The sequence below is a fragment of the Phytobacter massiliensis JC163 genome (assembly GCF_000321045.1).
GTDB lineage: Bacteria > Pseudomonadota > Gammaproteobacteria > Enterobacterales > Enterobacteriaceae > Phytobacter_A > Phytobacter_A massiliensis.
Genome location: NZ_HE578945.1, coordinates 628,179 through 643,573, shown reverse-complemented (window position 1 = coordinate 643,573; position 15,395 = coordinate 628,179). Strand labels below are relative to the sequence as shown.

General features: G+C 50.0%; 17 protein-coding genes and 1 pseudogene. 12 read left to right on the top strand and 6 right to left on the bottom strand.

The genetic code is table 11. The features are described from left to right. Positions 1-46 precede the first annotated feature (46 nt). The 6 genes from ENTHG_RS03270 to ENTHG_RS03245 are packed head-to-tail and all read right to left on the bottom strand — an operon-like array spanning position 47 to position 5,771. Positions 47-682, bottom strand: a complete 636-nt coding sequence (locus ENTHG_RS03270) for an ABC transporter ATP-binding protein (protein ID WP_081653580.1) — start codon at positions 680-682, stop codon at positions 47-49. After that, on the bottom strand, positions 670-1,515 hold the full coding sequence (locus tag ENTHG_RS03265; protein WP_202595293.1) for an ATP-binding cassette domain-containing protein: 846 nt from the start codon (positions 1,513-1,515) through the stop codon (positions 670-672). Before ENTHG_RS03265 ends, ENTHG_RS03270 begins: the two co-directional genes overlap by 13 nt. 5 nt (positions 1,516-1,520) lie before the next feature. After that, on the bottom strand, positions 1,521-2,366 hold the full coding sequence (locus ENTHG_RS03260; RefSeq protein ID WP_081653579.1) for an ABC transporter permease: 846 nt from the start codon (positions 2,364-2,366) through the stop codon (positions 1,521-1,523). Continuing rightward, positions 2,359-3,363 (bottom strand): ABC transporter permease, encoded by a 1,005-nt coding sequence (locus tag ENTHG_RS03255; RefSeq protein ID WP_044173394.1) that lies wholly within the window; start codon positions 3,361-3,363, stop codon positions 2,359-2,361. The genes ENTHG_RS03260 and ENTHG_RS03255 overlap by 8 nt, the downstream gene beginning before the upstream one ends. A gap of 3 nt (positions 3,364-3,366) precedes the next feature. After that, positions 3,367-4,995, bottom strand: a complete 1,629-nt coding sequence (locus ENTHG_RS03250; RefSeq protein WP_202595292.1) for an ABC transporter substrate-binding protein — start codon at positions 4,993-4,995, stop codon at positions 3,367-3,369. A gap of 59 nt (positions 4,996-5,054) precedes the next feature. After that, entirely contained in the window at positions 5,055-5,771 is a 717-nt protein-coding gene (locus tag ENTHG_RS03245) for an oligogalacturonate-specific porin KdgM family protein (RefSeq protein ID WP_044173392.1), read from the bottom strand. 776 nt (positions 5,772-6,547) lie between these two features. Here ENTHG_RS03245 and ENTHG_RS03240 point away from each other — a divergent pair. The 12 genes and pseudogenes from ENTHG_RS03240 (at position 6,548) to ENTHG_RS25755 (ending at position 15,355) form a co-directional block, all read left to right on the top strand. Beyond that, a pseudogene (locus ENTHG_RS03240) lies at positions 6,548-7,473 on the top strand (hypothetical protein). A gap of 146 nt (positions 7,474-7,619) precedes the next feature. Continuing rightward, positions 7,620-7,805, top strand: coding sequence for an AlpA family transcriptional regulator (locus ENTHG_RS03235; protein ID WP_044173390.1), 186 nt, complete (start codon positions 7,620-7,622; stop codon positions 7,803-7,805). 25 nt (positions 7,806-7,830) lie between these two features. Continuing rightward, positions 7,831-8,418 (top strand): DUF2857 domain-containing protein, encoded by a 588-nt coding sequence (locus tag ENTHG_RS03230; protein WP_044173388.1) that lies wholly within the window; start codon positions 7,831-7,833, stop codon positions 8,416-8,418. After that, positions 8,408-8,617, top strand: coding sequence for a TraR/DksA family transcriptional regulator (locus ENTHG_RS23960; protein WP_044173386.1), 210 nt, complete (start codon positions 8,408-8,410; stop codon positions 8,615-8,617). Before ENTHG_RS03230 ends, ENTHG_RS23960 begins: the two co-directional genes overlap by 11 nt. Positions 8,618-9,011: 394 nt before the next feature. Continuing rightward, positions 9,012-9,233: a hypothetical protein gene (locus tag ENTHG_RS03220; RefSeq protein WP_044173385.1), complete on the top strand. Its 222-nt coding sequence runs from the start codon at positions 9,012-9,014 to the stop codon at positions 9,231-9,233. Between the two features lie 72 nt (positions 9,234-9,305). Beyond that, positions 9,306-9,947, top strand: coding sequence for a lytic transglycosylase domain-containing protein (locus ENTHG_RS03215; protein ID WP_044173382.1), 642 nt, complete (start codon positions 9,306-9,308; stop codon positions 9,945-9,947). Further along, entirely contained in the window at positions 9,947-10,225 is a 279-nt protein-coding gene (locus tag ENTHG_RS03210; protein ID WP_044173380.1) for a TrbC/VirB2 family protein, read from the top strand. Before ENTHG_RS03215 ends, ENTHG_RS03210 begins: the two co-directional genes overlap by 1 nt. A gap of 11 nt (positions 10,226-10,236) precedes the next feature. After that, a complete protein-coding gene (locus tag ENTHG_RS03205) occupies positions 10,237-12,984 on the top strand; it encodes a VirB4 family type IV secretion/conjugal transfer ATPase (protein ID WP_044173378.1) in 2,748 nt (915 codons plus the stop codon). 22 nt (positions 12,985-13,006) lie between these two features. Next, a complete protein-coding gene (locus ENTHG_RS03200; protein ID WP_044173377.1) occupies positions 13,007-13,735 on the top strand; it encodes a TrbJ/VirB5 family protein in 729 nt (242 codons plus the stop codon). 11 nt (positions 13,736-13,746) lie between these two features. Further along, positions 13,747-14,022 carry an EexN family lipoprotein gene (locus tag ENTHG_RS03195; protein WP_044173375.1) on the top strand — a complete coding sequence of 92 codons (276 nt, stop codon included), beginning with the start codon at positions 13,747-13,749 and terminating at the stop codon, positions 14,020-14,022. A gap of 71 nt (positions 14,023-14,093) precedes the next feature. After that, complete coding sequence (locus tag ENTHG_RS03190; protein WP_044173373.1) at positions 14,094-15,125, top strand: TrbL/VirB6 family protein; 1,032 nt, start codon at positions 14,094-14,096, stop codon at positions 15,123-15,125. A gap of 89 nt (positions 15,126-15,214) precedes the next feature. Then, positions 15,215-15,355, top strand: coding sequence for a hypothetical protein (locus ENTHG_RS25755; RefSeq protein ID WP_044173371.1), 141 nt, complete (start codon positions 15,215-15,217; stop codon positions 15,353-15,355). Positions 15,356-15,395 lie beyond the last annotated feature (40 nt).

Here is a 15,395-nt window from a genome sequence, read left to right as displayed (position 1 = left end):
AAACAGGTTAACTATCGGACTACTGGGTAGACAATAAGTGTGCATGTCAAAGCTGTCTGAGCTCATCGGAAACCGCATCAACAAGTTCATGATCGTGACTTATCATCAGCACGCCACCGCCTTGATTAACAAATTGTGTTACCGCATCCATCAGTGTTGCCGTTGTCGCAGGATCCAGCATGGACGACATTTCATCCAGAATCATAAAGTCAGGCTTCGTTGCCAGTGCCCTTGCCATTGCTGCTCTCTGGAGCTGTCCGTCAGACACCTGACCAGGATATCGGTTAAGCAGGTCTGGCGTCAGGACCACTCTTGCCAGAATGGCTTCAATATCAGCATCAGGCCTGGCTGTCTGCATGATCGTTTTCTTTAACGTCAGCCGGGGATCGCATGAACGCCGGGGAGACTGGAATACCATACCGATTTTGCCACGGGTCGCTGCACCGGAACGGGTCCGGACATTTTTGACCTCAATACCATTACAGATAACACGGCCGGCCGTGGGGATAACAAGGCCAGCCATGACCCGCCCGAGCGTTGTTTTTCCCCGTCCTGACGGTCCAGTTAATCCCACTATTTTCCCAGGAGGTATAATAAGGTCAACCCGATCAAGGATACGCATTTGTTGCCCGCCAGGGCGTCTGAACTCAACAACAACATCACTGGCTACTAAACCCTGCATTGCGCCTCCTCCGATAAAGCGAGCCGTGTTTCATAAGTGTAATCATCGGCAAGGTTTGTCAGTTCCGGCGGTCTTCCAGGCATCCGGTGTAACCCATTTCGGGGCAAGGCAGCCAGTAAGTCTTGTGTATATCGGCTTTGTGCACCGCCCTTTAACACTATTTTTGCCTCGCCACTTTCAACAATTCGTGAGGCATAACAGACGCTCACCCTGTCTGCCACGCCGGTATCAACAAGCGCGCTGATGTCATGTGTAATCAACATAACGGCAGTCCCGTGATTGGCAATCTGACGTAGCAGACGAAACATTCCCGCTTTACGCTCCGGATCCAGAGACGCTGTGGGTTCATCTGCAATGACAATGTCAGGTGCACCCGCCAGGGCAAATGCCACTGCCGCGCGTTGAGCCATCCCTCCCGAAATTTCATGTGGATAAAGTTCCAGTACATCAGGGTCAAGATCAACCTGAACCATTAACTGTTCCGGCGACAAGGAACCTTTTAGTATGGCGATGGTTTCCGCCAGTTGTGCGCCTACGGTCCGGACAGGTGTCAGAAAAGTGGCAGCAGACTGAGGGATAAGCGCAATGTGTCTTCCAGAGAAATGATTTTGTTTTCCAAGGATATTCTGTCCAGAATAAACCACTTTTCCTGTTACCCGTGCGGTTGCAGGTAACAGACCTGTGATAGCCTGCGCAATGGTGGACTTTCCGCATCCGGATTCGCCAATAAGGGCATGAATTTTACCCCGTTCAAGGGTCAACGAAATATTCGTTGCAGAATGCACCATTCCCCCCTGCCTTAGCGGTATCCGTACAGTTAATTTATCAATCATTAGGATCATCTGAATGCCTCCTGTTTACCGGTGATCCGCTTTCTCAAATCATTGCCGATGATCGATACGGATAATGTTGCGCCAATCAGAAACAGGCAGGGAAAAAGTAACATCCACCAGTGCCCCAGAAGCATCGCGCCCTGCGCATCGGATAATAGTGTTCCCAGCGATGGCATGTGGGGAGGAAGTCCAAGCCCGAGGAAAGATAGTGTCGATTCATGCCAGATAGTATGAGGAATAAGCAGTACTAACCCGATCAGTGCCTGCCCCAGAGCCGCAGGTGTCAGGTGGTGCCATATTATCTGCCACCGGTTCATGCCCGAGAGCCACGCGGCTTCAATAAATTCCGCATGCCTTATGCCAATGATCTGGGCCCGTACCACCCGGGCGATATAAGTCCAGTGGGTCAGAACCAGAGAAGCAATAATGGCGATAACAGAGCCCTTAAAAAGCGAGACGATCAGTATCCCAATCAGGAGATGAGGAAGCGCATTTACGCCATCGGTTGTACGCATAATGGCGCGGTCAACCCACCCTCCGCTCATTCCGGCAAGCGTGCCGAGAATAATGCCGAAGACACAGGAAAAAGCAGCCGTTATCGTTGAAATAACCAACGAGATACGCAGCCCCTGTGCGATACGTACAAAAAGATCGTGCCCGTCAGAATCCGTTCCAAACACAGCCTGCTCGCCAGGAGGTAACCCTGACATAGTGAAATCCGTCATCACTGGATCGACATCGCTCGCCCAGGGAACAAGAACGGCATAACCAATGATGAAGAAAAATGCTGCCCATGTCACACACAGGGGAATGTTCAGGTAGCGCGGAAAAAGCGATAAGATTTTAAGCATCAGCGTCAACCCGCGGATCAAGAATAACAAACAGAACGTCGGATAGAAGATTGCCGGCAAGGACAAGTACCGTTATGGCGACGGTCAGGAATGTCAGTAACGGGAAATCCAGAGACTGTGCACTCCGGACAAGCGCACTCCCCAACCCCGGCCAGGCAAAGATGGCTTCCACCAGAACAGAGCCCGCAACCAACTCCGGTAGCCTTGACCCCACTAGAGCGATGAACGGTGGCAGAGCTGTCGGTATGACATGATGGCTAATAATCCGGCTATAAGGGATCCCGCGGACACGGGCCCCGCGTATGGCATCAGAAGCCAGCACATCCAGTATTGACTCCCGCAGGCTAAGGATCAGCCAAGGAAGTTGCGTGATTCCCAGTACACTACCCGGCAGGATCAGATGCACGATGGTTGATGTCAGGGTGGTTTCCTGACCAGGCCAGGTAAGCCCCCCGGTCGGAAGCCAGTTGAGGTACAACGCGAAAATACTCAAGGCTGCGAGTGCCAGCACGAAAGGCGGTATGGTCTGTAAAATGGTCGCCAGGACTGAAATGGCGCGATCCACCCAGCCGTTCGGATGAAGTCCGGCACGAACGCCGAGCACAAACGCGAGAAATACGCTGATGAACAGGCCGGTGAGTCCCAGCAGAAGTGTCCAGGGCAGACGCTGATGCATGACCTGCATCACAGGTTGCTGATACGCTCTGGAAGTTCCTGGATCGCCAGAAAATATGCCTTTGATCCATTCCCACCATGCCGCATACCAGGGCATATCCAGATGCAACGTTGCGGCCAGACTAGCCTGCTGGGCATGGGTCATCCCCCCCGCCAATCCCCCCAGATACGCATCAAGCGGATCGTAAGGGCTGACCGTGGCGAGGGCAAAGATGCCCAGCGTCACCAGCAGTAGCAAAGGTACCAGGAAAGCCACGCGCCTGCTGACCATCAATAGAATTTCATGGCGGCGGCGATGCCACCGCCCGGCAGATACTTTCATTGATTACTTTCCCCATTCCTCAATCGCGAACCAGGGGCCAAAACCTACACCGTGGGAATGCGGCTCCAGGATTTCTTTAACATTCTTGAAGCCCTGTTCCCGCTGGACGTAAACATGGTTCAGATAAACCAGTTGCAGTACGGCAGGTTTTTTGTGGTATTCCTCCTGAACTTCCCGGTAGAGTTCTGCCTGTTTATGGCTGTCGGTCTGGGCACGGGCTTCATCGAGTAAACGGTCTATTACCGGACTACGGTAATCAGAGGCATTATCCCAGTTTGCGCCAACACCGGGTTCAGCATATTTTGAGTGCAGGATATGGTAAATCTGTCCGTCAACAGAATACGGCACCACGCCGCCGCCCAACATGACAGGGGTGTTTGCGTAAACTTCACGCGTAACAGACTTGGAGTCCCTTGCTGAAGGGGTCACCTGAATGCCGATTTTCTTTAAGTCGTTCACTGCAGCAAGCGTAAGATCCCGACGGGAGCGATCGCGATTAGGGTAATAAATGACCTCAAACGCGGCTCGCTGACCGTTTTTAACCCGAATACCATCCGGTCCGGGTTTCCAGCCAGCTTCATCCAGAATTTTTTTAGCCCGTTCAGGGTTGTAGGTAAATTCCTGCGCCGGATCGTATGCTTCACCATAAAAGGGGGCCAGGAATGTAGAATTAGCGACACCGTATCCTTTCAGTACATACTTAACCATATTTTCACGATTAACCGCATAGTTTACAGCCAGTCGGATAGCATCATCCCCTGTGACAGGGTTTCCGGCCGGAAGGCTGATTGCACGCCAGTCTCCGGATTTAACCGAAATGACATTAAATTCAGGGGATTTAAATGTAGAAGCCAGCTCTGCGGGCAGAACGGTTCCGTCACCTTCTCCGGCTCTGAGCTGCTGGGCACGTGCATTATCATCGGCGGTATAACGGAAAATAATTTTGTTAACTTTGGGCTTCGGTCCCCAGTAATCAGGCCGTGCTGTCAGGATTGCCTGATCCGGTCGTAACTCGGTGAGCGCATACGGGCCGGTACCCACGGGTTTATTATTAAGGGGAGAGGTTTCTGCGCGGCCCAGATGAGCGAAGTCAAAAGCTTCTGATGGCGCAATACCATTAATCAGCCGACGGTCGAAATTAGCCAACGGCTCTTTAAGAGTAAATTTAACAGCATCCTTTTCTGATTCAACGTTTTCGATATTATCCCAGGTGGAAATTTCAGTGGAAGCTGAACGGGGATCAATCAGTGCCTTGTAGGTTGCGACAACATCTTCCGGACCAAAAGCCGTTCCGTCAGAAAATTTCACATTTGTGCGTAAGGGAACTGTCCAAACCTTATTATTTTCACTGGCAACTGCCGGACCGGATGCCAGTTTTGGATTCAACTGAGGCTGGCGGTCAAAAACCCCCGTTTCTACCCGGTAGAGTCCCTGATAGATATGCGACTCGCCACTTCGTCCGTGGCCCAGCACCGGATTGTAGCGGCCAAGCTCGTAGCTCTCCAGGATGACAACCGTATCAGTGCCAGCCTGAGCAGAAGTCTCAGCTGAAAATACGAAAGGAGTAAAAATCAGTGTACTGGCAATCACACTGGATGAGTACAGCGGTGCAAAGTAATCAGATACTTTCATTAATATTTCCCTGCTAAAATTTTTCGCTATTGCAGTTTTTGAAGGACTGGAAGTCATTATCAGAAACTGTAGGTTACCCCGACGCGATAACGCGTCTGACGCTCGTCCGTATATTTACTGCCCGGGACGTTAGCAACGGCCACATAGGGTTTCCAGTTTTTATCTATCGCGTAAGAAACTTTAATATCGTGGGTCCACTGATAATCTTTATTGTCTGCAACCGGCGAATAATATTCAGAGTTGGTTTTATGGTATTCCAGTTCATATTCCATTCCCCAGTTCCCCGGCAGACGATAACCGACAACGGAGGTTACTGTAACCCCCTTTTCCTGTGTATCCTTCTCTGTATTGATATTGCCACTATAACGCTTGTAGAACGGACGCAAGCGTAACGACCAGTTAAGATCATCGGTAAAATATACGTAGCTTTTTACGTACGGTCTGTAATTTGTATAACTGCTGTCAACCGCCAGATTGATACCGCCCTCTAGAGCAAATAATTTGTTCAGGCGATATAAATAACTGGGGACCACTTCATAGCCATCACTGACATTTTCATGGTAAACTTTATTGCTCTCAGCGTCAGAATCTCCCGTTTTCCATTTTACTTCCGAAGACAATCCGAAACCATTACTGAATCTGTGCGAAATAAGCAAACGATCCTTTTGCGAATTTTCAGCTGTATCCTTGACTTCATGTCTATAATCTATACTGACTGCTAAAGCATTGGCACTTAATAACGATGCGATTGTAAAGGCAACTACTTTTATATCCATAACAAACCCCAGTTTTCAGTATTGGAAAAATCCAGTAATAGTAAAAAGAAAAATCAGTAACTAGCTTGGGGTTTTGCTTGTATCCAACACAATGTCATCCAGTGTTAAAATTTCTGGCTCATTGCTAAAAATCAGTTTCAATGACTTTGTGCAGGCACAACAAAGTGATAACAAGGTGATACACAGTAAACAAGCACACGGACATATGTAATCCCTTCTCAGATCAAACCAATCTTTCTTGATGAACCGCATACGCCAGACAAGCACTTGAAATCCCCCAAACAGCTGCTATAAATGATATGTTATAACATAACATTTGCTAATGTAAACACAAAATTTCTTACATAACTTACATATTCAAGATAGGGCTTTCAGGGTAGACATAACGCTCTGCAGGAAGGTGACAATTTATTTTCACTATAAATTTCAACAAATTAAATCATAAACTGACATCCCAGCGCGCTTTCAGGTGTTTTGTTATACAGAGTAAAGAACCATTCTCATTTTATAGTGATGTCAGGCTAAGGCAGCGAGTGGAGAAACTGTTAACTATTGAAATTTTATTCAAGTATCGATCTTCGGTTCTAAACAGAAAGATTTGTCGCATTATCGTTTTTAAAATTTCGTTATCTACATAAAAATATATAAATAAACCACACACTCACATTAACAATAAATATCGCAACGAAAAAAATACATATTAACGCTGACATTGCACCAGACATTATATCTGACAACACCATCAAAATATGGTGCTTCGTGAAAGGAGATGTATCATGTCAAAAAACGAAAAAATCGTTACTATTCGAGAAAGCTCACAGGAATGGTTTACTGTAAGGGAGGCTGTATTGGTAGCCAAGCGGAAAGCAAACGTTCATATAACAGAGAGTGATATTTATCGATATGCATTAAACAGCAGAATTTATCTCTCCATTTATTTTCAGTCGTTAATAGTATTACGTTGCGCAAAAAAAATGATCGGAAATTAAGATTAAGGCCAATTGAAAATTCACTCATAAAACAACTTTGCATGCTTGAAAGCAATAGTTTTACAAACGGAAGAAATTTAATTTTAAGCACTAAAGGAAAATATTTCTATCCATCTCAAAGGGTTATTGACACTGATTTATCCAGTTATGAGTATGTTTTAGTGCAACGATTACTCGCTTTATCATTGGGTATTCCATTGCCTGTTAAAGGTGCGAATGATGATAACTATGGGATAACTCTTATCTTCGGAGGAGAAACATTTCAACTCTTTGAAAAGACAAATTGGGCATCAAGGATACAACATCAACTTAAACGATTACCTCAAGCAAATGCTATTGATATTACTGGAAAAATAAAAAATAGTAAAATACAGATCAATAATCGCACTGGGTATTTCCCTTTACATAGTTTACCTGCAGATGCTTGCTTTGTTATCCGGCATTCTGAACTGGAAAAACTCATCGAGATATATTGCGGAAATAAGGAAAAATCTTTAACGTCCCCCCGAATTTCGACACCATTATCTCGTCTTTTCTGGCTGGCCTGCAAACATAATCAGGCGATCAGCCCACTAATCCGGCAACCCTACAAACTTCTGTCCATTTTTGAACAATGGGCCTCGGATGACGGTATCACTGATCGTCTAAGTGGCGATACGTTGAAAAATGCACTGGAGAGGGGTTCTCCTCCTTCTGCATCCTTGCCTCACTAACTGAGTATTTATCCGTCCCAATATATAACCCGTATTAAGGGGTTACCCTCCCTTAATACGGGTTCATTAGCTTTTCCTCCACCTTCCGCCGTGTTTTTTTGTTATCTACGGGCATACCCCGTTTATTTCCATTACAGGAGGAAACGATGAAAGCACATCAGTTATTGCGTCTGAAACAGGTTGAAGAAAAAACGGGTCTTAAACGTTCTCAGATTTACCTGTATATGAAAAATGGCGATTTTCCTCGCTCCATTAAAATTGGTCCTGCCAGCGTGGCGTGGCTGGAATCTGAAATTGATGAATGGATCAACCTTAAATTAACCAACCGCTGAAAATATTTAAGGGAGGTACAGAACTATGATCCCGTCATTGAATTATGACGTATTAACCGACGTCCTTCATGCTCTGAAAGAAGGCAATATTCGTTACTGTGAATCCCTCGGATTCACTTTCGACGAAATGAACGCTCTTAATCAGTTATCACTCGATGAACTGTTTGCTGTCAGTCGGGCGGCGGCTCCCTTTGTTTCGGTCAGTGTCCGCCATGATGTTCTGCATCATTTACTGGCGCAGGCCAGACAGGAATACCGACAACAGCAACAGATTAACCGGGCTATCCGGCTGGGCGGTTCTATTGCGTTGCTCAACCACTACTTTGGCCTGACGTCTAATGACGTCTGCCTTCGCCGACGGTTGCTGGGTGTCAGCGTGCCATATGGACGTACACCTGAGCCGGATGAAGAGACGGATGCCAGGATCTGGCGGCAATGGCAGCAATGCCGGGTGGGCAACCTCGAATCGCCTGACGCACTGATTGCCATGATGCAGGTAACGGAAGCCCTGAAGCCTAAGGTCGAAGGGCTATCACTCACCATGGTCTGGAAACGTATCGCACTGTTCGAACAGGACGCTGCCACTGACAGGAGGACGCCACATGCCGGATGAGATTGACCGCGATCAGGAATTTAATGAACAGCGACTGGATGAGATGATTGAGCAGAATCGATTTAAACCAGGGCCTGCGCCATCATTATTCCACTGTCGTTTATGTGGTAAACCCATTCCAGAAAAGCGACGGCAAGCACTGCCGGGTGTAACCACCTGTACGGAATGTCAGGAAAAACTTGAACGTAGTAGCCGCTGACAGAATAAAAAGGACGTGTAGAGATGTTATATCTCTGCACGTCCTTTTTATTCACGGTGAATGTTAATACCACTCTCTCGTGTTTTTTAAATCCTCATTACTCTCACTGCATCTTAAATACTCCGCTATTTTTCTCTCTTCTTTTTGTTTTGAGTTTCTCATTTATATCCCTCGCCAGATATTCGATTATGAAAATGCCATTACAACATGGTTGCCCTGATGGACGTTAATTCGTCCGGGTCGGGTATTGCTCTTTAACAACATGGATCGGGCTGTCACGTAACCACAATTCAGGGTGCCGCTGAATGTTCTCGCTGACCCGTTAAAACCGGAATGCAGAACCGGAATGTGATTCGTTTATTTCATCCATTGCTGTTTTATTAAAGGAAATTCCATGAGAAAACCCGTTTATCACGTATTTGTTACCCAGGAAAGCCAGCCCGATACACAGGGCGAAAAAAACACGTACTGGACAAAAGTTGGTGTGGCCTTCGCGCATAACGGCAAGCCCGGCCTGAATATCGTTTTGATACCCGGTATTGCCGTCTCCGGCAGACTGGTGCTACTTGAACCGAGAGAAGAAAGTGACATTTCACAGGCTGTCTCTGCCGCTTAATCCATTTTCTCTTCCTCTCCTCCGGCGGCGTATTTTTCTATAAGCCGCCGGTCTCTCTGTTACGAGGCCAGCATGCTTTCCACCACTGCCTTTCTGGCACTGGCGGTGCAGTGCGCCGCCAGTATTCACCCGTCCACGTCGCTTGATGTCGCACGGGTCGAATCCGGTTTCCACCCTTACGCCATTGCTGAAATTCTGCCAGACAGCCGGGGCGTGATTTCACATTTCCCCATGAGCCTGCCGGAGGCGATCCGCCTCACCGGACGGCTGGCTGCACAGGGCAGACGCTATTCGGTCGGCCTGATGCAAATCACCAGCACCAATTTCCGCCATTACGGCGTGACTGCCAGCGACCTGCTTAACCCTTGCATCAATCTGTCGGTATTTGAGCGCATTCTCGCCGACTGTTACCGGCGCGGTGGCACCCTGAAACGAGCACTCAGTTGTTACTACTCCGGCAACTTTGAAACCGGCCAGCGACCGGAATCCGCCTTTAACCAGACCAGCTACGCGCAGCGCATTGGCTATGTCGTCCCGTCCATGCGGGAAGACCGACAGCGTGACCCTGACCGGAACGCGCAACCGTCTGTCCGTTATCCCGCCGTTGTGCTGCGCGGCGAGCCTGCTGGTGCCACTGCGCCGGTCCTGACTTCCCTGCATTATCCCGATGCCGTCATTCGCGGCGCTATCCCTGTTATCCCTGATGAGGAGTAATGATCATGCGTAAACGCCGCTACTCTGGTGTCGCTCCCGTCCTGCTGTCCGCCCCGGTGCTGGCGGCGGACAGTGGTTTTAACAAGGCCAATGAGACACTGAGCAATACCTCGACCGGCCTGCTGGGACTGGCCGCTGTCACTATCACACTGGCGACCATGTGGGTGGGCTACAAGGTACTGTTCGATGGTAAGAGCCTGCACGACATGCGTAACGTCATCATCGGCGCGATCCTGATTGTCGGTGCATCCGGCTTCGGTGCCTACTGGGCGTCATAAGGGAGGCAACGATGGCTACGCTGAATAAAGCACTTACGCGGCCTGCCGCCATTATGGGTATTCCTCTGGTGCCGTTCGTTCTCGTCAGCGGGGCCATCGTCCTGCTGGCGGTCTATGTCAGCTATTACCTGGCACTGTTGCTGATCCCGGCCTGGGCGGAAATGAAAAATAAAGCCCGAAAGGACATTCATTATTTCAGTCTGCTCTGGCTGGCGTTTAAAACCCGTGGACGACTTTTCACCAATACCCATTTTGGCGCGAATGCCCTTCTGGCAAACCAGTACGATAACGTTGATGTCTCGGAGTTTATTCAGAAAATGAAATTAAACGAACGTATTACGCTGGATAAATATATTCCGTATTCCTCCCATATTCACCCTTACGTCATCAGAAACCGTCACCGTGATTTTGTTGCCACCTGGGAACTGGGCGGCACAGTCTTTGAATGTGAAGACGAACATCACCTGACCCTGATGGCCACGCACCTGAATAACGTTATTCGTTCGTATGAGGGTCTGCCGGTAACATTCTATATTCACCGGCTCCGTGAAAAATACCATGATGCTTTTGATGCCTGTTCGGGTATTCCCTTTTCCGATGACGTGACCCGGCGGTATTACCAGCCGGTAAAAGAAAAACCGTTCTGGCGGCACCGGCTGTTTTTCACCGTCTGCTACGCGCCGTTCTCTCAGATTGAGAAGAAAACCATGAAAGCGCAACCGCACGGTAAACGGCAGGTAGCACTGGATGACGCGCTCAAAATCATGCTGGAATACCGTGAAGCACTGGGATCTTCATTATCCCGCTATATGGCAACGCCGCTGGGGATATATGAAGAAAACGGTCGAGTGTATTCCTCACAACTGGCGTTCTTCCATCGTCTGCTCACCGGTCAGTGGCAGAAGGTGGCCGTAACGCGCTCACCATTTTATGAAACGCTCAGCACGCCAGACGTCTTTTTCACCACCGACACCGGTGAATGCCAGACGGTGAGCGGTTCCCGCTTCTTTCGCAGTCTGGAGATTAAGGATTATTCCCCGGAAACCCATACCGGTATGCTGGACGCGCTGCTGTACGCCGAAAGCGAGTACGTCCTGACGCAGTCCTTTACCTGCATGGCGCGGGATGAAGCGCAGAATCATATCCGGCTGGCGGAAAAACGACTGAATTCGGCAGACGATGACGCGCTGTCGCAACGTGAAGAGCTGACAGTGCTGCGCGACCTGCTCCAGTCCGGGCATGTGTCCTGCGGGAAATTCCACTTTTCCCTGCTTGTGTCGTCAGACAACGCCACCCAGGTGGTGAAAGATACCAACATGCTGGCACAGCCTTTCGCCGATCTCGGCATTATGACGACGCTTTCCACTTTGTCACTGCCCGCTGCGTATCTGGCGCAACTACCGGGCGTCTATACGATGCGGCCCCGACTGGTGACCGTCAGCAGCCAGAATTTTGCCGATATGGCCTGCCTGCATAACTTCCATCCCCACAAACGCAGCGGCAATCCGTGGGGGGAAGCCATCGCCATTCTCACATCTCCCGGCGGTGGCGGGTATTACCTGAACCTGCATGACAGCCAGGCCGGGCGGGATGACACTGGTGAGAAAACGCCGGGGAATACGGCGATTATCGGGAAAACCGGCTCCGGCAAAACTCTGCTGATGACCATCATGCAGCAACTGATGCAGAAGTACCGTAACCCGGCGTCGTTTGCGCCTTCTGCCACCATCAAACGGCTGACCACGGTGTATTTCGATAAGGACCGGGCGGCGGAGATGGCGATCCGCCAGGTGGATGGACGATACTTCCGCATCCGTACCGGCGAGCCCACCGGCTTCAACCCGTTTGCGCTGGAGCCAACCCGCCGGAACATCAGTTTCATCAAACGGCTGGTGCGCATGCTGTGCCGCCGCAACGGTAAGCCGCTCGATCCGCGCGATGAGGAGCGGATCAGTGCCGCCGTGGACACCATCATGCTGGACTATCCGCCGGAGTACCGCCGGTTTGGGATCACCCGGCTGCTGGAAGTGCTGCCGGAGCCGCCGACCACAGACGCCCGCACCAACGGGCTGCGTATTCGCCTGAAACAGTGGGCGCAGGGGGGCGAGTTCGGCTGGGTGTTTGATAACGAGGCTGATACTTTCACCATCAGCGATGTCGATAACTTTGGTATCGACGGCACCGAATTTCTGGATGATGACGATATTCGCGGCCCCGTGACCTTTTACCTGCTGTACCGTGTGACCAGCCTGCTGGACGGTCGCCGCCTGGTGATGTTTATGGATGAGTTCTGGCGCTGGCTGGCCGATGTCGAATTTTCCCGATTCTCGCTCAATATGCTGAAAGTCATCCGCAAGCTGAACGGTATCTTCATCCCGGCAACACAGTCACCGGATGAAATCGTCAAACACCCCATCGCCCCGGCGATTATTGAGCAGTGCGGTACCCAGATTTTCCTCGCCAATCCGAAAGCCAGCTATGCAGATTACGTGGAGAAAATGAAAGTGCCGGACAGCGTTTATGAGACGGTCAGAAACCTGGATCCGGGCGAGCATTATATGGTCATCCTGAAAACACCGCTGCGGGCCGGAGAAACCCGCCCGTTTGTGGCAATGGCGAAAATGGATCTGTCCGGACTGGGTAAACTCACCCGGCTTCTCAGCGGCAGTGAGGACAACCTGAAAATATTCGATGCCATTTATCAGGACGGTATGCGGCCTGATAAATGGAAAGACGCTTTCCTTGAGCGGGCAATCTGAAAGCCAACCGGAGGTAATATCAATGCGTACCCGGGATCATCTTCTGGCATTATCGTTATTTTTCTTGACGCAGGCGTGCAGCGCCGGAATACCGGTTTTCGACGCCGTGCAGAATACCGAATCCATTAACCAGTGGATGCAGAAACTACAGCAATGGGAGAATACAGTTACCCATTATAAAAGTGAACTTGATGCATATAAGAAGCAACTGGCTACCGCAACCGGCGTGCGGGATATTCAGGGTTTTCTCAGTGATGCCAGAAGCCTGAAAACCGATATTGATAATCTCCGTAAGAACGGTATTTCACTGGATGATCTGCTGACCACGCAGAACAGTTCATATTCTTCTGAACTGCAAAACCTTTACAATAAATACAAATCGTTCAGCGTATGCAGCGAGGAACAGGAAGGAATAAAATCTCAGGCCCTGGCCGACAGTTGTAAACAGATGATCCTCAATCAGGCAATGGCGATTGAGAATACCACTGACGTTGAAAACAGGATTAACAGCACACTCAGCGACATATCAGACTTATCTGACCGTATATCGAATGCGCAGGACTCGAAAGAGTCTCAGGATCTGGCTAACGCCATCGCGGCGAAAAGCGTACAGTTAAATGCGCTGACGAATCAGTGGGAGATGTCTGTCAGACAGGCTGAACAGCGAACGACATTGCTGGAACAGCAAAGACAGAAAGCCTTTGAACAGCAGCAGCTAACGGCACCTGTTGCTGACCTTAATAATTTATAAGGAGGTTATCCATGCTCAGATCCTTATTCACCTTATGCACACTCTCAGGCGTGATATTACTGTCCGGCTGCAAGGAAACCAAATCCGAAGCCTGGTATAAGCAGCATCCTGACGAAACTTATGCGGTTTATACGCAATGCCTGAAGGATGGTGAGGCAAGCGATAACTGCGAATTTGCCCACCGGGCAGCACTTATGTTTGCACAGGAAGGCCAGCCCGGGGTTAAGGAGAAATTCGAGGCGATATTTCAGCAGGAAGCTGAAAAACGAAATGCAGTGACACAGTAATTTCTCCTCCAGCAAAACAGGGAATCCTCCCTGTTTTCTATTTCCTTTCTTTATATATCAGGTGAGGCACCATGTCCGGTGGTATTTTTGTTGGTATGGACAAAAACATCATGGATGGACTGAATGCCGTACTGGAAGGTCAGTCTTCCACTTACGGCACGATGATCAGCGTCATCATCGTCAGCTCTTTTACCCTGTTTATACTGTTTCGCGGTTATCAGACGCTGGCTGGCAAACTCCGGACCCCGGTTGAAGATGTCGCCTGGGATGTGGGCCGCATGTTGCTGATCACCACCTTTGCGTTAAACCTTGATGGCTGGCTGGATATGGCGGTAGCGGCTATCCAGGGACTCAAAGACGGTATCAGCGGCGATGATAACGTCTGGGCGCTGCTCGATACCGTCTGGGAAAAGGCACAGGCGCTGGGGCAAAAGTTATTTAATATGGACACCTCAACTTACGTCAAACTGAATGGTGGCCTTGCCGAAGTCCTGGTATGGGGCGGCTCTATTGTCCTGCTGATGGCAGCCACCTTTGTCAATCTGCTCGCCGAAATCACCATCCTGTTAATGACGACCACCGCGCCGCTCTTTATTTTCTGCCTGCTGTACGGTTTTCTTAAGCCGATGTTTGATAACTGGCTGAAAACAATTTTCGCGGCAATATTAACGATCATGTTTTCTGCCTTATCCATCCGTATCGCCATTAATTACCTAAATAAGATACTGGATGCTGCAACAAAAACATCCGCTGAAACCAATATGGTAACACTGGCGGCGCAGTGCCTGCTGGCCGGGATTGCGGCGGGTGTGGTGGTCTGGTTCTCCGCGAAGCTCGCCAGCGCACTCAGCGGGGCCGCCGTACAGGCGGTGCTGCAGGGGGCAGCCATGAGTGGCCTGAGCGGACTGGCGAACAAATCGGCAAGCCTTGCCGGGCCTGGCGTCAGAGGCGGTGCCCGCCTGGCTGCGAAAGGCGGCATGGCCGCCACCGCGGCGACCGGCAGGCTCACCGGCGCAGGCACGGGTAAAAGCGTGAGCGCCTGGCAGAAACGCGCCGCCGCCATCGAAAGCATGAAACGCCTGAGCCGGCAGCGTCACCGTTAATCCTCCCGATCCTTAATTTCCTTTCCCCGTCACGCCGTGGCCTGCGCCACCGGTGCGGCATTCCTGCATCCCTGCAATAAGGAGCTTCCATGAAATTCAGCATCTTCCTTCTGATGCTGTGCGCGCTCACGGGCTGCGCACAGCATCAGGGCGACCTTCCACCAGTATCCGGCGAACCCGAGCCGGTGAATTCCCCCGTCATCATTCAGGAACTGACTCACCATGTCTGATATTCAGAACGTTATTAATGTCTCCCGCTCTTTTGAATCC